17 protein-coding genes are annotated in these 18,945 nt (G+C 50.8%); 13 read left to right on the top strand and 4 right to left on the bottom strand.

Annotation, left to right across the window (positions count from 1 at the left end; all coding sequences use genetic code 11):
- The first annotated feature begins 415 nt into the window (after nt 1-415).
- The gene (locus AAHK21_RS01750; RefSeq protein WP_367856177.1) at nt 416-874 is read left to right on the top strand and encodes an N-acetyltransferase family protein; all 459 of its coding nucleotides are present in this window, start codon (nt 416-418) and stop codon (nt 872-874) included.
- Nucleotides 875-954: 80 nt separating this feature from the next.
- Complete coding sequence (locus AAHK21_RS01745; protein ID WP_367856176.1) at nt 955-1,791, top strand: alpha/beta fold hydrolase; 837 nt, start codon at nt 955-957, stop codon at nt 1,789-1,791.
- Between the two features lie 142 nt (nt 1,792-1,933).
- On the opposite strand, the gene AAHK21_RS01740 is transcribed toward AAHK21_RS01745, so the two are convergent.
- Together AAHK21_RS01740 and AAHK21_RS01735 are read right to left on the bottom strand one after the other, a co-directional pair.
- Nucleotides 1,934-2,575 carry a TetR/AcrR family transcriptional regulator C-terminal domain-containing protein gene (locus tag AAHK21_RS01740; protein ID WP_367856175.1) on the bottom strand — a complete coding sequence of 214 codons (642 nt, stop codon included), beginning with the start codon at nt 2,573-2,575 and terminating at the stop codon, nt 1,934-1,936.
- 558 nt (nt 2,576-3,133) lie between these two features.
- Nucleotides 3,134-3,925 (bottom strand): MipA/OmpV family protein, encoded by a 792-nt coding sequence (locus AAHK21_RS01735; protein WP_367856174.1) that lies wholly within the window; start codon nt 3,923-3,925, stop codon nt 3,134-3,136.
- A 1,172-nt stretch (nt 3,926-5,097) separates the two neighbouring features.
- Here AAHK21_RS01735 and AAHK21_RS01730 point away from each other — a divergent pair.
- The gene (locus tag AAHK21_RS01730) at nt 5,098-5,676 is read left to right on the top strand and encodes a hypothetical protein (RefSeq protein ID WP_367856173.1); all 579 of its coding nucleotides are present in this window, start codon (nt 5,098-5,100) and stop codon (nt 5,674-5,676) included.
- A 122-nt stretch (nt 5,677-5,798) separates the two neighbouring features.
- The gene (locus AAHK21_RS01725; protein ID WP_367856172.1) at nt 5,799-6,215 is read left to right on the top strand and encodes a DUF2000 domain-containing protein; all 417 of its coding nucleotides are present in this window, start codon (nt 5,799-5,801) and stop codon (nt 6,213-6,215) included.
- Between the two features lie 91 nt (nt 6,216-6,306).
- Here AAHK21_RS01725 and AAHK21_RS01720 read toward each other — a convergent pair whose 3' ends face one another.
- Nucleotides 6,307-7,263, bottom strand: a complete 957-nt coding sequence (locus tag AAHK21_RS01720) for a LysR family transcriptional regulator (protein WP_367856171.1) — start codon at nt 7,261-7,263, stop codon at nt 6,307-6,309.
- 114 nt (nt 7,264-7,377) lie between these two features.
- On the opposite strand from AAHK21_RS01720, the gene AAHK21_RS01715 reads away from it, so the two are divergent.
- From AAHK21_RS01715 to AAHK21_RS01675, 9 genes are all read left to right on the top strand, one after another.
- Entirely contained in the window at nt 7,378-8,529 is a 1,152-nt protein-coding gene (locus AAHK21_RS01715; protein ID WP_367856170.1) for an aminotransferase class V-fold PLP-dependent enzyme, read from the top strand.
- A 74-nt stretch (nt 8,530-8,603) separates the two neighbouring features.
- Nucleotides 8,604-9,542, top strand: a complete 939-nt coding sequence (locus tag AAHK21_RS01710) for a DMT family transporter (RefSeq protein ID WP_367856169.1) — start codon at nt 8,604-8,606, stop codon at nt 9,540-9,542.
- Nucleotides 9,543-9,645: 103 nt separating this feature from the next.
- Entirely contained in the window at nt 9,646-10,017 is a 372-nt protein-coding gene (locus tag AAHK21_RS01705) for a RidA family protein (RefSeq protein ID WP_367856168.1), read from the top strand.
- Nucleotides 10,018-10,289: 272 nt separating this feature from the next.
- Nucleotides 10,290-11,483, top strand: a complete 1,194-nt coding sequence (locus tag AAHK21_RS01700; protein WP_367856167.1) for an aromatic amino acid transport family protein — start codon at nt 10,290-10,292, stop codon at nt 11,481-11,483.
- A 644-nt stretch (nt 11,484-12,127) separates the two neighbouring features.
- The gene (locus AAHK21_RS01695) at nt 12,128-13,075 is read left to right on the top strand and encodes an alpha/beta hydrolase family protein (RefSeq protein WP_367856166.1); all 948 of its coding nucleotides are present in this window, start codon (nt 12,128-12,130) and stop codon (nt 13,073-13,075) included.
- 214 nt (nt 13,076-13,289) lie between these two features.
- Nucleotides 13,290-13,805 carry a hypothetical protein gene (locus AAHK21_RS01690; protein WP_367856165.1) on the top strand — a complete coding sequence of 172 codons (516 nt, stop codon included), beginning with the start codon at nt 13,290-13,292 and terminating at the stop codon, nt 13,803-13,805.
- Between the two features lie 134 nt (nt 13,806-13,939).
- Nucleotides 13,940-14,389 carry a GNAT family N-acetyltransferase gene (locus AAHK21_RS01685; protein WP_367856164.1) on the top strand — a complete coding sequence of 150 codons (450 nt, stop codon included), beginning with the start codon at nt 13,940-13,942 and terminating at the stop codon, nt 14,387-14,389.
- Nucleotides 14,390-15,607: 1,218 nt separating this feature from the next.
- Nucleotides 15,608-16,429: an aspartyl/asparaginyl beta-hydroxylase domain-containing protein gene (locus tag AAHK21_RS01680; protein WP_367856163.1), complete on the top strand. Its 822-nt coding sequence runs from the start codon at nt 15,608-15,610 to the stop codon at nt 16,427-16,429.
- A 259-nt stretch (nt 16,430-16,688) separates the two neighbouring features.
- Entirely contained in the window at nt 16,689-17,465 is a 777-nt protein-coding gene (locus tag AAHK21_RS01675; protein WP_367856162.1) for an APH(3') family aminoglycoside O-phosphotransferase, read from the top strand.
- Between the two features lie 193 nt (nt 17,466-17,658).
- On the opposite strand, the gene AAHK21_RS01670 is transcribed toward AAHK21_RS01675, so the two are convergent.
- On the bottom strand, nt 17,659-18,942 hold the full coding sequence (locus tag AAHK21_RS01670) for a tyrosine-type recombinase/integrase (RefSeq protein ID WP_367856161.1): 1,284 nt from the start codon (nt 18,940-18,942) through the stop codon (nt 17,659-17,661).
- Nucleotides 18,943-18,945 lie beyond the last annotated feature (3 nt).

Below are 18,945 nucleotides of genomic sequence, written 5' to 3'. Positions count from 1 at the left end.
TCTGTGACCCTGCGCTAAATTTCTAAGACCAAGTTTTCGCTTATACAATATTTGACTGAAGCGGTATGGACTCTTGTATCTTGGTTGGCCAGCCGCTGGTTTTCTCTCAGATAGGTTCGGCGGATGACATTTATGTGTCCGGATGCGTCAAATAGACTCCCGTTTTCATGCCCGTCAATGGTGCTGCTTACCTCGCTCATCCAACCTCCGTCAGCGGTGATGGGCGCAACCTCCACGCCATTTGACTGTTCAAGCAGCAATGGCTGACCGGGTAAAAATCGCTAGACTAACACTGTTAGTCTGGCTTGAGAAGACTACTTTTTCAGCTCATATCTCGTCAAAATGGGATGGGCCTGGCAGCTGGTCCCACAGATTTTGTGCTACGGAATAACTTCCACTAAAAGGAAATCGTCGTATGGAAAAAATTACCTATCGCTCGGCCACACCTGATGACGTTTCGCTGTGCATCAGAATCCGGGGGTTGACAAGAGAGAATGCATTTTCAGAAGAAGATCTGCGCTCTCTGGGAATAACTGTCGAGTCATGGAGTGCTGGCATTGTTGAAGGAAGTTCTTCGGGAGTTGTCGCCTGCGTAGGGGGCAGGATGGTTGGGTACTGCTTTGGTGATCGGGAGACCGGCGAGATCACAGTGCTCGCCCTCCTGCCTGAGTACGAAGGGCAAGGCATAGGAAAATCCTTGCTTAAACAAATCACCGAAGAGCTACGCCTCGCAGGCTTTGAGCGTTTGTTTTTGGCCTGCGCCAGCGATCCAAAGGTGCGCTCGTATGGCTTCTATCGGCACTTGGGCTGGACGTGGACAGGAGAATGCGATGATGCGGGTGACGAAATCCTCGAGTGCTGGGTTGCTAAATAGCTAACCGCACTTGGAAACCAGCTTTATCGTGTTCCGCGGTCTCGCTAAGTTCGCCAGAGAGTTCTCAAGAGAGGTAAGAAATGGTGATCAGAAACATCGAGTTCTCTTGCCCTGATGGAGTAATGCTAAGGGGCGAATACTTCGAGGCCGATACTTCTGCTGTAGGAGTAGTGGTCGTCTCTGGCGCGCTTGGGGTGAGGCGTAATTTTTATAGTAAATTTGCTACGATGGCTGCTGGCGCGGGTTATGACGTCATGGTCTATAGTTATCGTGGCATTGAAAGGAGGGCGGGGAGGTGCGAGAGATATAGACTTTCTGATTGGGGGGAAAAAGATATCGGTTCGGCTATCCAATACTGTAAAAGAGCTCGTCCGTTACTTCCAATTTATTTTGTAGGACACAGCATTGGCGCTCAACTGCTTGGGCTCTCGGCCGAAGCTGGAAACCTGAAGGCCGCTGCTTTTGTCGGCGGCTCATTCCCTCACTGGAATAGGTGGTCAGGCAAGGACAGAATAAAGATGTTTTTGTTCTTCAAAGTTATTATCCCGTTTATTTCAAGCTTGTCTCGCAGTTTTCCCGCTCGGCTGTTCGGGCTGGGAAGCTTCAGTATTCCTAGCTCTATTCTGCTCGAGTGGTCGCGTTGGGTGTGCGATGAGAAATATTTGCTTTCCGAAAAGTTCGGTTTGCTAGGGAAAGAGAGGTATGGTTCTTTGGGGATTCCGATTATTAGTTTTGTATTTGAAGACGATACATATGTACCTTGGCGTGCTGCGCAGATAATGCACCAGGCTTACAAGGTTGCAAGTATAGATGTGAGATATAAGAGGGTTCATGAGGGGGCTGTAGGGCATTTCGGCTTTTTTAGGGACCGAGCGCTGCAGTGCGAGTTAATTGATTATTTTAGTCGATTGCGATGAAAGCTGACGGCTGGTTTTGTATGCGAAGTATTTGAGTGGAGTAGGCAGCGTTGCGGCCCCAATTCGTATGGTTAAAGCGCAGAAGGGGCCAGCCAAGCAGTAGTCAAAGGCTTCGTGACGGTCTGACACCTTCTGTTAGAACTCACGGGCGGTTTGACGGCCTTCCTTTTACCTGTTCCACATGGCGTCGTAATCCTTCAAGCGTCAGTTCGACACCAAACTCGAAGCGCTCGTCAGGGCTTCCTTCGGCAATATCCATGAATAATGAACGCCCCATCGGATAGGTCTCGAAAAGATCCTTGAGTTCATCCATTTTCAACTGATCGTTGCGTCTGCCACTTAAGGTCTGCTCCTCAACCGTAAAGCCGAGCACATAGTGCATGATGGTGAACGCTCCTCGTTGGGCGGTGCGATCATCCAGGCCAGCCCCAGTCAGGCATTCGATCATCATTGAGCTAACGCGCAGTACGTTGTCTGACACGGGGCAGGTAACTGACAGAAAGCGTGCTGCATCTCGCCTTGAAAGCAAGGCTAGGCGTATTTCCTTAGCAATACCCAGCAACTTCACATTCCAGGGGGCATCGGTTACCTGAAGGGCGACGTTACGCAGAAGCGCATCTGCAACGTCCTCAAAGAGGCTTTCCTTGTTCTTGTAATGCCAATAAAGAGAAGGGACTTGAATCCCCAGCGCAGTCGCCAGCTTGCGTAGGGTCAAGCCCTCTATCCCCGCCGAATCGAGCAACGAAAGCGCGGTGTCTATAACGTGTTCCTTTACAATACGCATGGCAAGTTGATCTTGAGCAAATGGTGCAGTCTAGCAGCCTTCCCTAGCGCGAGGCACGGGTCCGTTCACCGGTCGCGATTCAGTCATCGCGGCGGCCGTCGCTCTGCAACAGATGGTCAGCCTTTGGTGGCTGCGTTGAGGATGGGTATGCTTGCTTTCTGATAATGCCTGCCTTGGAAGAGGTGTAACCGCCCTCTGAGGGGCGCGTTGCACCTTTTGCATGGGAGGGGGCTAACGGTATTTACGTATGCGGAGCTGAAACCCAAACCGGCCGTTGGAGGGGAAGGGGGAGGTGCTATTTTGAAGTTCGAATAAGTGCGGTCTGCAGGAGTAGCACAGGCGCACGACGCCTGACGGGCTGCCAGGGTTCCTGAATCAGAGTGCCCGTACGCAATCCAGCAAGCGGCGCCGGCGCCGGTACTGACACTACAGAGGACCTTGCCGTTTTCCCATGCCTTCTTCAAAAGGCCGTTACGCCAAATTCGCGCAAGGGGGATAACAGGGCGTGCCATGCGTTCACGCTACTGAGTTTGGCTAATGTGTGAGTAGTGGGCGCGCTCAGAAGGTATATTCTAGTTTACCTACGACGGCGCTTTGCAGGCGCCGTTCGACAATGGGGCTATCTCCCGCCTCCTTGGATAAGTACTGTACGTCCAGCAGGGTTGAGAATTTGGTGTTTTCGCTAATTGGCACGGCCCACGTCAGGTTTAAGCCAGTACTCACCAATCCACCCTTAGTGTCATACGCCTGGAAGCGGCTTTGCGATGCCTGACCTGGGGTGACGCCATACCAAGTCTGCATATAGTTGTTGTCGCCAAATAAGGTGTTGAGGCTGAGGTCGAGCGTACCATAGTGACCTTCATACAGGTTTGTGCCCACATTCAGCTCCAGGGAGGTAAACGCCTTTCCAGCGTCGTTGTGATCGTCTTCTTCTAGTGCGTGTTCCAAGGTGGCGCCTAGGACAAGTGGGCCCAGGTCATAGCTGCCAGTAATGCCGAACTGAGCCCGGGACTTGATATCACCCATGCCTTTTAGCCTGTTCGAGCCCGCATGACTACTGCTCTTCTTGTCTTTGCGTTCGTCGCTGGGGCCGACATAGGCGCTGAAGCTGGCCTTATCCCACTCATGCCGCCAACCTAGGCCTTGCTCGGTGTTGAGGAATATCCCCCACGGACTGATGATTTCGCCTCCCAGTACCGGGGTGGTAACCCGCTCATTACTACCGCTGTAGCGAGGCATGTTTGCCATGCCGGCACTTAGGCTGTATTCCCAGTCCTCTGCCAACACGTTATTGGCGCTAGCGAGTACGGACAAGGAAACAAGAGCAACACAGAGTTTCGTTAAGTGCATAGTGGTTTTTTCCTTAGTTTTGCGCTAATTTTTCCAGTCAGTTGTTGCACGCGCAGTGGGGGCGGGGTGTCGCGGTTTATCGATAGATGTGGCGGCAATAAGATTGTATAGGGGCTATAAATACGGATGTGGCGTGAGTGTGTTGCTGGTAAATCGTGTAGTGAAGAAAACGGTGTGCAGAGTCCATGAAATTACCATGTCGAATTATAAGAATTACGCGTCGAATTGCACGTCCATGATTTGCATCGTTCCTTCGGGTGCGTGTAACTTGCAGAAATCATAAGGTCATCCCACTGTAAGGCTTAGGGATAGACTCGCAGTGGTTTTCGGTCTTTTGAGGTGCTGAGCTGCCACCCTTTCCAGGGTTACAGTCAGCGCGGTGCCCGCACCTGTTAAAACAAACAGTTAATAGTAAAGTGTACTTATTGCTTATGTTAATCTTCCGTACTCCATGCGACAGGAAAATACAGGTTCGGCCGTGGGTGTAGAGCTTTGTCGGATTGGTGGGTTCCGGATTCATAGCGGTCTTCAAGCTTACCTAGGCAGAAGCTGAGAAGATTAGCCTAAGACTAACACTGTTAGTCTGTCAACGTCCCAGGGTTTACCAGGGCGGGCTTCGTCAGTCTCCCTTGGATGTGTACATGGCCAGCCAGGATCCTGGCTGGCTTGACTCAAACAGAGTTCCTGTGCCGTTTTAGCGGACACAGATTTCACTATTTTTCACAAATATTCACAATTCTTCACATAAAGCTCGCGCAGCATTGAAGTTCGCGCCTCCTTTCAACTTGGTTATGCATGTCCTGTTCCCGTATCTGTAAAGCGATTTGCAGCGTTGCGAGCCAGGCTCCCTGTCTATTTCAGGTGCTCTGAAGAGCCGCTCAGGCTTCAGCAAGCTCGGTGCAACTACCTTTAGCCGAGGGTGGAGAGCAGGCTTTTCAATCCAAGACTAACGGTGTTAGTCTTGGACGACTCCAAGAATCCAGTACAGGGGTGGTCTATTGAAGCTTCGTTCAATAAAGCGGAAGCCGATCCATGTTCGGCGGTTTAGTCGCACCAAAGCTGCTAACTATGAGCGGCAACAATTGCTCGAAACGAGGAAAAGTCGTGGGATTTCGATCTAGGGAAATCGTGTGGTCGGCTTCGGGGTCGCGAGGACTGGAATAGGTATATCTGTGGCGCAGGCTGAAGGCGTGGTCGTGTACTCCAATTATGTAAGCAACGTTTGTGTCGATGTAGTGACCGACTCGCTTATCCGATTCGAGTGCGTCCAAGATGGATCGATACGCAATAACACCGTTAGGGATGCGATAAAAGGTTACGGCATACACTGGCGCAGGTGCATTGATCTTTACATCGCCGGAAATAGCATTGCCCGAACGACGTATTCGGTTGACTCTGAGGAAAACTGTGGATGCCGTTTACAGAACAATATGATTGACGTCGGCGCGCCGGGATCGATCGACTCAGGCACCCTTGCTGCGCGCAACGCCTGGCAGGCGGAATCCATTACAGGTTCCGTCAAGCTGGAACTTACTTCGTCCGATTTTGCCTCGGCATCCATCGCGTTCCCGGATGATTCCTTTTCGAGTGCGCCGATAGTGATCGTGACAGCGGAAGACACCGGGCAGCCGCTCGTTGCCCAATACAGTAAGGCCACCAAATCTGGGTTCACCGCATCCGCCCGTGTGTCCGATGGATCTGCCGTTACACACTCCGTGGTTTTGAACTGGAGTGCGGTTGCACAAGGATAATGAATGCGAACTCATGGAGTCAGTCCTCGTAGTGCGGTGGTAACGAAGCGGAAAATCGCGTCACCGTGCCACGTCCCCGCAAACGCTCATTCACTCAAAAATATTCAAGCTCGGAGCCATCAATGATTCAAGACCTTCGCCTCGCTATTGTCGTGAACCCTAACCTACCCTTGGGTGTGCTGGCCAACACAGTCGGCGCGCTCTCGATCGGAATTGGCGCAAAATTCCCAGGCCTCGCTGGCAGACAGCTCACTGATCGCCAGGGTCTTACAGTTGATATCAGCGCTGATAGGCCGGTACCGGTCCTTCAGGCTGACGAGGCTACAATTCGACTTCTCATGCTTAAAGCAATGTCAGATGCTGAAGGGCGAGCAGTCGTACCGTTTCCAGCCTTTGCACGCTCGCTACATGTATTCGCAGATTACGAAACAGCCTTCCCGAACTGCGACTTGGTTGCAGAATCGATTGATGGGCTGGGGCTGGCGGGACCTTCGAAATGGGTAAGGTCGCTAACCGGGTCGCTCAAGCTTCTTCGATAAGTCTGCACCCGAGGGGCGTTGAAACAAACTCCCTGAACCAGACGGGCCTCAAGGCTCAACACTCAAAATTCAATGATGATCCTCCCTGCCGTCACAGATGGACGAACTCGCTGACCTTCCACGCTTCCGCCTTTCTGTTCTGCCACTGAATAGATATTTGTTCAATCAGCGAGCGTAACCAGACAGTCGCAGGGTCGCTCATCATTTGCTGATGAAGTACCAAGGAGATGACTACATCGGGCAGGGGGAGCGGGGCAGGGGTCAATATGACTTCGCTGCTGCTATCGAGCATGAGCACCATGCTGTCCCCGCAATGTGTGATCAGGTCGGTCCGTCTTAGCACCCATGGAATGGCAAGATAGTTTGGAATGGTTGCCGCCACCTTGCGACTTAGGCCCTGTGCCTTGAGGGCGTGATCAGCAAGGCTTTCAGAACGACCGTCAGCAGAAACCTGCAAGTGGGTTGCTGCCAAGTAGCGTTCCAACGTTAACGGTTGGTCAAGCAGGGTGCTTCCACTCCACAGAGCGCAGACGAGACGGTCCTGGGCCAGTTCGATCCTCTGCAGATTGGGTTGGTCATTATCGAAGTTTCCGATAATCGCGCAATCGAGCTGACGTGAATGAATCAGCGGCCCAATTTCGGTTTTGGTAGCAGGGATGATGTTCAAGCGAGCATTGGGCGCCTGCTCTGAAAAGTCCCTGATCAATGCCGGGATGAAGCCAATCGAGCGGTAGTCGGTCAAGCCAATGCGAAAGTTCCTATGGGTGTCCCCAGGTGTAAAGCTCTGGTGTCTATCAATCGTGCTGCGTATGTCATTCAGTGCATTCGAGATGTCTGCTGCCAACTCGATCGCACGCGGCGAGGGGTTCATCACGCCGTTATCGCGCCTGAATAGCTCATCATTGAAAAGCGTCCTGAGCTTTCCAAGCGAATGGCTGATCGCCGATTGGGTTTTGCCCAGCCGCTCTGCTGCGCGGGTTACATTCCGTTCATGCATCAATACATCAAATACGCGCAAAAGGTTCAGGTCGAGGTTGTTGAAATTCATGTCATCACCATGATTCACATTCATAATCTGTATTTAAGCAGCGAGTTTGATTCATGGCAATGCGGTCTTTAGGCTTGTCCCGAAACGCTTAAGGTTCATTAGGCCGAGGGAAACATGCAGTCATTGACAGAGCTAAAAATAGAAAAGGATCGCCTGGATCTTCCTTGTCTCACACAATCCACCTACGTGGACAGCGCAGCGGTAACCCCGCTCCCGCGCTCGATCCAGAACGCTATGAACGCACATTTGGGCAGCCTCGTCGAAGATGTTCGAATGACGGGTGAGCGTTCAGCGGAGTCTTATGAAGAGGGGCGGAGGCTGGCTGCGAAGCTGGTGGGATCAGTACCCGAGCGTATTGCTTATATCCAGAACACCTCACATGGCATGTCGCTGGTTGCCCTGGGTATTGACTGGAACAAGGGTGACAATCTGGTCGTAGCGGCGCTGGAGTTCCCTTCAAATTATCTCTGCTGGATGCAGCTTGCTGAAAAAGGCGTCGAGATACGCAAGGTCGACGCTGTAGAAGGGCGGGTGCAGGCAGAGGACTTTGCCCGTCACATTGACAGTCGCACGCGTCTCGTAGCGGTTAGCCATGTTCAGTACTACAGCGGCTACAAAGTAGACTTGGCCGGTATCGCTGTTACCTGCGCCGCCTTCGATGCGTTGCTGGTGGTGGATGGGACCCAGTCCATTGGCGCCATGACCCTTGACGTTACCGCTTCTGGCGTGGACGTCCTGGTGGTGAGTGCACATAAGTGGTTGATGGGGCCACGCGGCATCGGATTCATGAGTTTCTCCGAGCGTGCCTTCGCCCGAATCACTCCGAGGATCGTGGGTTGGTTGAGTGTCGAAGAGCCCTTCGCATTCAAGCGAACACTTACACTGTTGCCGGACGCCCGAAGGTTCGAGGCGGGGACGGAAAATGGAGCGGGAATAATAGGCCTGGCAGAGCGCTTGCGCCAGATCGACGGACTGGGCGCTCAACGCATTGAGGATCGAGTGCTCGACCTCAATCAGAGATTGCTGTTCCGATGCCAGGACGCGGGATTAGAGGTCGTCCACCCTTTTGCGCGGCACGAACGTTCAGGCATCTGCCTGGTCCGTAAGCCTGGAGTAAGCGCCGAGGCGCTTCTCGATGCTCTGGAAGCGCAGCGCATCTGCGCGAGTCTGCGCAATGGCGCGATTCGTCTCTCCCCGCATTACTTCAATACGCACATAGAAATCGAAAACATCGTGGCCACCCTCCAGTCCGTAAAGGCTGGATGATTTGGGGCGCAGTGGTGTTGTCATCGCTGTGCATCCGGCCAGCCATTGCTTAGGTGTGAACAGGACGCCAACTCATGATAAACGACGCTTTTCGAGGCGCTGGAGCATTGTTGATAGTGTTGGCCTTGTGCAGGGGCTCTGCCTATGGCTTCACAAAGCTTGCTCTGCATGGGCTGTCACCTGGTCAGATCGTACTTCTGCGTTTGTTCTTCGGCGCTGCTCTATTGTCGATCTGGACAGTGATTACCCTCAGGAGGATTGATTGGATCGCATCAGACTGGCGCGGAGGGTTGGTTCATGCGTTGATCGGAAATCTCCTGCCAATTGCCCTTATTACTGTGGGGCAGCAATCGGTGCCGAGCGGGCTTGCGGCGGTATTGATGGCGTTGACGCCACTGTTTACCGCACTGCTCGCACATGTGCTGCTGCCTGATGAGAAGCTCACTGGCAAAGCGCTGCTTGGCTTGGCCACAGGTTTTTCCGGAGTGCTCACCATCGTCATGGCGCGTGGCGGCCCGCAGGTTAATGAGTCCATGTTGCCTGGGCTGCTGGCACTCACTGCGGCAGCTCTATGTTTCGCCCTGCAAACAGTTTTTTCGCGCAAGTGGTCACCGCAGTCTCCCATTGGGACCTCAGCGCTCAGCTTGTTGGTGGCAACGGTTCTGGCATTGCCGTTCATTGATATTGGTCCCGATATCATGGCGGCGTCCGCCCAAACGATCACTGCGAGTGTGGCGCTAGGGGTTGTATGTACCGCGATTGCGTTGCTGGTGATGCTGAAACTTGCTGAGCGAGCGGGCGCCGGTTTCGTCTCCTCCGCCAACTATCTGATCCCCGTAGTGGGCTTGGCGGTAGGGGCATTGTTCCTGAATGAACCTGTGTACCGAACCGATCTTCTCGCCTTCGTGTTGGTGCTTGTGGGAACACGGTTGGTTCAATCACGGCCACTGTCAGGTGGAGGCAGGTCCGGCGACTCAGACGCAGAACGCCCCCTGGCCTGCAGCAAAGACTGAACGAGCAGTCCATGACGGGCGCGGTAAAAGCAATCGCCGTGCTCAAGAATGTAAACACCATATGCCGGCCTTATGAAGCCAGCACCTTGAGAGGAGTTTGATTATGCGTTACTTGAACACGGTTCATGCGCCGGAAGCCATCGGACCTTATTCACAAGGCATACAGGTAGACTCATGGATATTCGTATCCGGGCAACTACCAATTGATCCTATAAGTGGCCAGATACCTGAGGATATCCGATCACAAGTGCAACAGTCGCTTGAAAATGTAAAAGCTGTTTTGCTGGCGGCCGGCTCAAGCCTGGATCGGGTAGTCAAGACCACATTGTTCCTGGCGAGCATGGAAAACTTTCCCGTAGTTAATGCCGTATATGCAGACTATTTTCAAGGCGCTCGGCCGGCACGGTCCACAGTTGAAGTTTCGCGTTTGCCCAAAGACGCCTTGATTGAAATAGAAGTTATCGCCCGGGCATAAGAATATGTCCCGAAAATGGGCCTTATCCGCTCCCTTGATGCGTGCTTGGTGAACAGGGTGGGCGTACGGCCCCCCCCCTCAATATGATAGTGATCTCTGCCCAGTCGAACGCAGGTGGCCTGATAGCTCTTAGTGCTAAGCGATTCGCCGTCTAATAACAATTATCGGAGATAATGATGCAAACAACAATGCCTTTGACACAAGCTCCAACGCGAAGCAACAGGTGGAGTCGACAAGACACCATGTGGGTGTTCGGGTTGTATGGTTGTGCCGTGAGTAGCGGCGCACTATTTTGGCCAATCAGCTTAGGGCTCGCAGGCTTTTGGGCTATGGTGATCCTTACCGTATTGGTCTTGCCTATCACTTTTTTTAGTCATCAAGCCTACGCGCGCTTTGTACAAACCGCAACGGCGACGACTGGCAAGGAAGGTAATTTAATTGATGCTGCCGAGGAGCATCTGGGAGTTCGCTGGGCGAAGTGGTTGACATTTGTCTATTTTATCACTGTATTTCCAGCGATGATGGTTTATACCATTACGATCACCAATACGCTTATTGATTTTTTTAATACGCAGTTGCATCTTGGTATACTGCCACGAGTTGTTGTGGCGCCATTGGTTGTTGTGATGTTGCTGGCGGTGGTTCAGTTCAATACAACTGTTACCGTTAAGGTAATGGGATTTATTGTAGTCCCCTTCATTGCTTCGCTGGTATTTTTCGGGGCCATGGCTGCTCCAAGCTGGAATCTGTCAGTGCTTCAAACTGCCAGTAATTTTGGAGGGGTAACAGGGCTGATGAGCTCGGTTTGGGTGTCGCTGCCAGTCGCGATTTATGCGATGGGTTTTACTACTGTTGTATCAAGCATGGTGGTGGCTCAGAAGCGTGTGTATGGCGAGGTTGCGAGTAAAAAAGTCTCGAGTATTCTGCTGGTTGCAGTTATCCTGATATTTGTGACTGTAGTGTTCTTTGCGTGGAGCTGCATTTTTGCACTGTCGCCGCAGGAGTTGGCGGAGGCTAAGGCGAATAACCTGACCGCACTTTCCTATCTGGCTCGAAAGTTCGATAATCCTTTGCTGGCAACCGCTTCTCAACTTATTGTTTTCTTGGCTACTATTAAAGCATTTCTCGCGCACTTCATTGCTACTAAGGAAAGTGCCAAGGGTTTTGCATCTACGTGCCTCAATTGCTCGCCAGCAGTGATTCACGGCAAAGGGCTGCAGCGCGTACTAACGCTGTTTATATTTGTGGTCACTACGCTCCCTGCTATTTTGAACTGGAATGTGTTGAACCTTATACAAATAATCATGGTGCCGGCTAGCGTGTTTATGGCGTATTTTTTACCGCAGTATGCATGTTATAGAATTCCTGCGCTGCATCAGTATCGCGGTAAAGCTACAGGTTGGTTCGTTATGATTGTGGGCACGATTGTGCTTATAAATGGTGTGGTTGCTGTATTAAAACTCTAGAGTTGAGGCACCTCGGGTGCCTGTGCGGAACGACGAATCTACATTTTGCTTGTGCGAAAATTTGATTGCTATGCAAATAGAAACGTTGTGTAAGTAGAAACCCATCAATACGTCTAGGAGCGACCTGCACTGTAGTTAAAGCCGCCTCTGTGAAAGAGGCGGACGACTGTGAAGACGGTCGAGCCGTGCTTGCAAGACCTTCAAAAATTAAGGTTTTGTGTTGGAGTTGAAGGCACAGCAGGTAATATCATCAAATCCTACTTATGGTCTTGTTTCGCAAATTCTGTGATAAGTGTCTGTCTGAGTTGCGATACCTCGAGAAAGTCCTCTGACGAACCTGCCCAGCACGAAGTCTACAGACTGAGCAGGTCTAGCTTGACCAAAATGCATGCACGCTTAGCTTGACGATGCCGGCGAGCGTAAGCTCGATCCCGGGTCCCGGAACCGAAAAAGTAGCTGGGTTTCGTTGTCTACAAGGCGGTCAAGTAGAGCCAGGGGAGTGCACTCATCGACCTATGGAGCTGCTTCTCTGCACTCTGGATCAAGGCCTAGCTGCCGGTCGGGAGTCTTCCCAAGCACAGACTAACAGTGTTAGTCTGTTGGTTGACACATAGGTCACGCCTTCCATTCAACGAGACCACGTTATGCTCAGATTCGTTCTGGCTGCTTCCGCACTCTCTGTGGCGCAATCAACTTGGGCGCTGGAGCCAGTCTCGACTTACCAGCTGGCTCGTGCAGATGGATCAGCCATTGATTACTACCTACAGCAACGGGGTTCAAGGAAAACAGCCCCCCAATTGCTGGTGATTTTACAGGGCTCGGATTGCAATAGTGTGAGGAATATCCCCTCCATTTCTGACCACCTTAGCAAAGCTCTCCCGTTCGCCGACTTGCTGACGGTCGAAAAATACGGCATTGATGCCTCGTTACCGTACAGCGTGGATGCCGACCGCTTGGATTGTCCTGGTATCTATCTGCTTAAGGACAATCCGAATCAACGATTGCAGGATTACCGCTCGGTTATTGCGCACTTGCGAAAGCAAAATGGTTACCAGCGAGTGGTTGCACTAGGTGGTAGTGAAGGTGCCGTGGTGGTGGGATTACTTGCCAGCGACAGGCAATACGTAGACTCCGCAGTTGCAATCAATGGAGGAGGACGTTGGTTTGTCGACGATGTGCTGCACAACATTAAGACTTCCAGTGCGCCGATTGAGGAAACGACCGCATCTGTTCAAGCCATGCGCGAGTTCGCTGAGCATATCAAGATAGGAACATCGCTGGAGGTGACAGATAGCAACCATGGTTATGGGTGGTGGAAACAAACGCTGGAACTTGACCAGCTAGCTGTTCTTAAACGCATCACGATCCCTTTTCTTATTGTCCAAAGTGGGGAAGATAAGTCGGTGTCGCCGACCAAAGCTCTGCACATGATCGAGCAACTTGTTAGATCAGGTAAAGAGAGTATCGATTTTCGTGCCTATCCAAATCTAGATCACAATCTTAAATCCCCAGATGCAACCAGTAGAATGGCTGTTGTAGTTGCGGATATCGCAAAATGGTTGGAATTGGACTATAAGCAATTTCTCCCTTGACTTTGCTATTTGTAGGTGAGGATAGCTGATCCACAAGGAGGTGGTGCAAGAAAACCATTTTAAAAATTGGGGCAATTTAAATCAGAGCTGAAATTGATGATTTTATGCGCTTTGAAAAAAAGTTTTCAACTAGGCTGAGGGTTGTGTTGCTTATTATTTTGTGTGGGGATTATACGGTTACTGCGGCGGTGTTATTTTATAATTTGGAGGCGGTATGAAAGTAGACGTCGATAGTTATCAGTGGTCTCAATCTGTTTCAAAGATGAGATCTCCAGCGGGAGGGGCGGCAGGCGATAGTAATTTCATGCAGGAGGCTGAAAAAGCTATTTCTGCACTGGAAGCTCGTCAGTCGGGTTTTGGTTATGGCAAAGAGGAAGGTGATTCTAAGTTGAGTTACAAGGAGTTATTGCTTAAGAGAGCTCGAGAAAGCGATGCGGTTGCAGAAGAGCTGCTTGGATATAATATTGATGAGGGGGTTGTATTTAACTCAGGGCTTATCGATATTTCGCGTGATCCGATTATTACATATTCTGTGTCGGGTGAACTGGTTACGGACGAATCGAAAGCTTACTATACAGCAGTTAGCAAATATGCTGTAACGAGTAGGTTAGATATACTTCGGGCGGGGAGAGATGCGGGTACCCCAGCAGCGGAAATTCTTGAGAAAATTATAGATTTTGATTCTACACTGCCTAAGAGATACAAAGATATGGCCAATATTTCGTTCTAGCCTAATTGGCGTCTAGTTACTCAAGATATAGACAGAGATGAAGGGCGAATATTTTCCATCGTCGAAGTGTAGCGCGCTAGTTGGTGTCTGGTGCGAGGTATCTGTAGCGGGTGCGTAGCTTTTATGAGGTTTTTATGGAAATCGTTTTAAAGGATGTAACAAAGGATAATTGGCTGGATATTATTAGCCTCGAAATAACTGAGGAGCAGGAGAATTATGTTGCGCTCAATTCGGAATCCTTGGCTGCTTCCAAATTTTATGAATATTACGTTAATAGAGGCATCTATCTTGCGGGTGAGGCAGTAGGGTTTATTCAGTACTACTCTAATCACGCGAATGGTAGGCCCGACGAAATATTCATTGATCAGCTTATGGTTGATATTAACCACCAAGTTAAAGGGGTTGGCACTAAAGCTGTTGCGCTAGTTCTTGATGAAATTAGGCAAATGGAATGCATTAAAAGTGTTTCCATATGCTATGTAGAAGGGCATGATGTAATGAGGGGCTTCTTTGAAAGGTTCGGGTTTAAAGTGGTAGATCAGCATGAATTTGAAGAGACAATTATGCGGCTTGAACTGAACTAATTAGCTATTTTCGGGCGTCCTGACGGCAAGACGAATTTCTACTTCTAGGCAAGAACTAGTTTGCTCCATGTTTTGCGTGGATTGGAATGTGCTGTTGATGGAGGTGAGAGGTATCGTTTAAGTCGCAATGTAATAGCATTTTTATGGTGGGCTTTTAGCGCGAAAATATAGAAGTAATTAATGTTGTCGATTGCTCGTGTTCCCAAGAAGGGAGCGCGAGCGGCTATTTTGGAGAATTTCCTTAGCCGAAGGTCACTTTCAAGACAACCTCCTGCTGCTAGCGGTGAAGATGGCGGTGCTTGACTAGCTACTTGCCATTACCGTTTGTCAGTAAGGACAGGGGCGATGGGGAGCAGACAGGTGATGCTGAAGAATTTCCTGTCTTTGCAGGTCCCGTTGCTTCCGGTTCCATGCTGCGATAACCCAAAGAGTCGAAATAGCCAGGTTGTTAAGATTCACGTTATCCGTGAGTACATGCTCTTATCGTAGTGCCTAATCGGCTTTAGCTGATTGGACGTACTATAGCCAACCGCCACTGGCCCCCATGCTGCCTGGTCACACGCTCCCACAGTCGCGATAGACCATCGCTCATGCCAGACCCATATGATCCCACCCTTGGCAGCTAATACAAAACCGATCCGGTAGTTTAGGCAGTGTTCGTCAATAACCGTGTCGTGAAAACAGTCAAGTCAGAGCAGACCGAAGTGGCTCCTGAATCTGGCTCTTCGCTGTGCGGCACATCGCGCATGACGAGGCTTTGATCTTCTGTGACCAGTAGCAATCATTCTTCATGGTCTGCACGGCAAGGGTAGTGGTGAGTGCTGACGGCGCTGTCGAACAAGTCGTTTCAGCGACTCACCAGCGGACCGCGGAATGCGTGTGGGTCTTTTCAGGAGCAGACTAACAGTGTTAGTTTAGTGATTTACAGATCACCTATCACCACCCCACAGTTGCTGCGTCACCTATCGGAAGCAGCGCCCGAGCGTAAGGAGGAATGCTGGATCTAAAATGCTGGACGACTAAGAATCCTAGACTGTGCCAGCAGCCTTAGAGCTTTGGGATAGATTCCCAAAAATTAATGCAGAGAAATTCTGAATTGAGGATCCATACCCTCAAGGACGGAAGGATGGTGTCCGGCAGACAGTAATTATTGACTACACGAAATCATCTCCCCTATGCCGACATAACGGCATAAATGACCTATTTTAGGTAAACAGTATGAGCAAAAAGACTCGTAAGACCGTTACTTCTTTGGCAGTTTTTGTTGTCGTCGTATTCGCTGCCTATTCTCACACCGCGCTAGTAGGGGTGGTTGTTGCGCTGTATGCCGTATGCGGACTGTATGACTTTGCTCGGAGCGGAGTTAACGATGCCGCAATTATTAAGAAGTATTTTCTTGGGGGTGGGCGTAACACCTGGATACTTTCCCCTTTGAATACCTTGATGGACTTGATTTCTAAGCCAAATAAACACATCTATAAATTACACGAACTGCCTGATGAATGCAGTCGCGAAGTTCGGCAGGTGATCGATCTGTCGATGAAATATAAAAGTGAAATTATAAGTTACCTGGAAACTCGCTTGCACAGTAACAAGCGCGGCATGCTGTTCTTTCAATGGTATGGTCGTCAGACTATCAATGGCCTCGATATCCCGGAGTTACGGCAGCGATTCAAGTACATCAAGACAGTTGGTGTTTCGGTGTTCAATGATAATCAGTCGACATCATTTCATTTTGGGCCGCTGCGTATGATGCTGAGGGTGTTGTACAATATAAGTCCGCCCCGGAATAACGATGGTGTTTATATTCAGGTAAAAGATCATAAGCACTATTGGCACGATCACCCGTTGTTTATTTTTGATGATACGTTGTTGCACGCCTCTTTCAATAAAGGAGGGGGTAAACGTTACTGTCTTTTTGTGGATATTATCCGTCCTACTTACGCGTACGGGATATTGAATGGAATAGTAATGGGGTTTTCGAGATTGGTGTATGGTCTTCGCCGGGCTTTTTACAAGAACTGGAAGTCCATCGAGTAAAGTTTGTTTTTGTGTTTTTTGATTCTGCAATTATGGTATGAATTTGAAATTATAGTAGGCTGTTTTTTTGCTAGCCAAGACTGTATCAAAGGCCCAGTCGCATGGCCCGGGGTAGTACAACTCCTCGACGGAGATGTCTCAGCGGTGTCTAGTTTAGCCGCCGGCTTAGGCGATGAGAAACTAGTTAATTTCATTAGATGATTCGTCGGGAAATGCGCGACTGGGTAGATAATAAATTTCACAAAGGATGTTATTGCGGATGCGTTTCGAACTACCTAGAGCCATTTCCCAGTTTATTGGCGATAATCAACTTGTAGTCGACAAAGTGGGAGAGTCTCCTGCCAGCGTTTATAGCTTCACCCGAGGCAATGAGCGCTTCTTCCTTAAAGCTTGCGCCTCAGTCTACGCACCCACGACCTACAGCGTCTTGCGTGAAGCCCGCGTGCTGCGATGGTTGGATGGTCGACTGAACGTTCCCGAGGTTGCAGTCGTTGCACAAAGCAATGCCGGGGAGTTCATGATCACCCGTTGTGTGCCCGGTCAACCGATACAAACACGATGCGATGATGAGAACGCAATGGTGGCGTTGTTACGCGAAGCACTACAGCTGCTGCAGGCTGTTCCGATCACCAACTGCCCATTTGACTCGAGTATTTCGGTGCGCCTGATTGAACTGGAATATCTGATCTCGCAGGATCTGTGTGCTGATGACGTTGATCTGGAGCAATGGCCGAACCTTGGCACGCCGCACAGGTTATTAGCCCACCTCCACGCAACTCGGCCGACCGAAGAAAAGGCGTTCAGTCATGGCGATCTCTGTGACACCAATGTGTTCGTCGATGCCCATGACCAGTTACATTTCATCGATCTGGGGCGTGGCGGCATCGCGGATCGCTGGCTGGACATTGCGTTTACTCATCGATATCTAAGCGAAGATTTTTCGGACAATGCAGCAATCAGCTTTCTCCGGGGGCTTGGGGAGCCTGACCAATCAGAAAAGCGTGTATTTTTTGAGCAGTTGGATGAGTTGTTCTAGGTTCTGAACGAAACCTTTTGAAAGGTCGAAACGGGTAAGATTGCAGCCATCAGCGCCAGAAGCAACTGATGGCTTTGTTATACAACCTCAGCAATTCATACCGGAGTATGCTCTAAGCCCACCGTCCACTTGTCCATTTCTTCGCCATATCTACCTGCACGAGTGTGTCAATAGGTCCTGCTGCAGGTAACAGTCAGAAAGGTGATTCGTAAGCACCTAAATCACTCCTCGCGTTATTGCGCAATTTATCTAGGTAGTTTGCCCACAATTGCGCAGCCTCCCGACGCTGATTGAGGAGCTGGGCGCGCGCGTACACAGCGCCCAATGAGCCTGGCATCCGGTGCGATAACGATAGTTCCAGCACGATCGGGTCGATGCCCAAGTGTTCATGCGCTATGGTCCGATATGTAGCTCGAAATCCATGGGCGGTGATTTCGTACTCCGGCCAAATACGCTGAAATGACTTGAGCATCGAAGTCGGATTGATCGGCCGGTTGGGGTAGACCGGAGAGGCGAACACCCAGCCCTCGCCTTGGTTGTTCACCACACTTGTTTTCCGAAGCTCGAGCAGCAGGCTTAGCGCTTGCTCAGGCAAGGGGACTATATGCTTGCTCTTATCCAGATGCTTGGTCTTGCCAACTACATAGCGCCAATCCGCACCGACCAGATCGACGTCCTCCCAGCGCATTGCCGCCAATTCGCCAGGACGGACTGGCAGCATGACCAGCAGGCGCATTGCCGTAGAAACACTCCCGGTGCTGCAGTTATCCAGGCGAAGTAGAAACCTGCCGAGATCAGCTGGTTTTTCGATCGCAGGGTTGCTGGTCACCACATGCCTGATCTTGAGCTCTTCGATGTTACTCAGCGCCACATTGCGCTCCACCCAGCCACGCCCCTCGGCGAACCCCAGGATGGAGCGAATTAGAGTGCGAACGCGACGCGCCATGGCCATAGTGCGCTTACGGCGCAGCTCGGTAATGATTGTGGTGATGTGGTCCAGCTTGATATCGCTGACTGGCTTCTTGCCAATAGCAGGGAGAATGTGATTGGTAAGCGCCCCTCGAAATCCTGAGATGGACTTGCTCACTAGCTCCGCGGATTTGAACGTCAGCCATTGCTCAGCCACGTACTCGAAGGTGCGTGCGTCGTTGAGCACCTGTGCCTCGATCTTGGCAGTCTTAGCTTTAAGAGGGGCGGTCTGATTAGCCACATCGCGCCGTGCACCGCGGGCAATGTCACGCGCCTCCTTCAAGCCGATTTCCGGGTAAGTGCCGATGGAAAATCGATTCTCCTTGCCTTGCAGCCGATACTTCAACCGCCAACACTTGGAGGAGGCCTTCCCGACCCTGCGGGACGGCCGCACCTCAAGGTAGAGGCCAGGCACTTCGCCGTCGGCGTACTTGCCTGGTTCGGCCAGAGAGCGAATAAAGGCATCGCTGAGTTTTCGTCTGACAGCAGGGGCATTATTAGGGGGCATCGA

This window comes from Pseudomonas sp. TE50-2, assembly GCF_040813665.1.
In the GTDB taxonomy this organism is placed as follows: domain Bacteria; phylum Pseudomonadota; class Gammaproteobacteria; order Pseudomonadales; family Pseudomonadaceae; genus Aquipseudomonas; species Aquipseudomonas soli.
The sequence above is the reverse complement of the archived record's forward strand: the minus strand, read 5'-3'. Positions and strand labels throughout refer to the sequence as shown.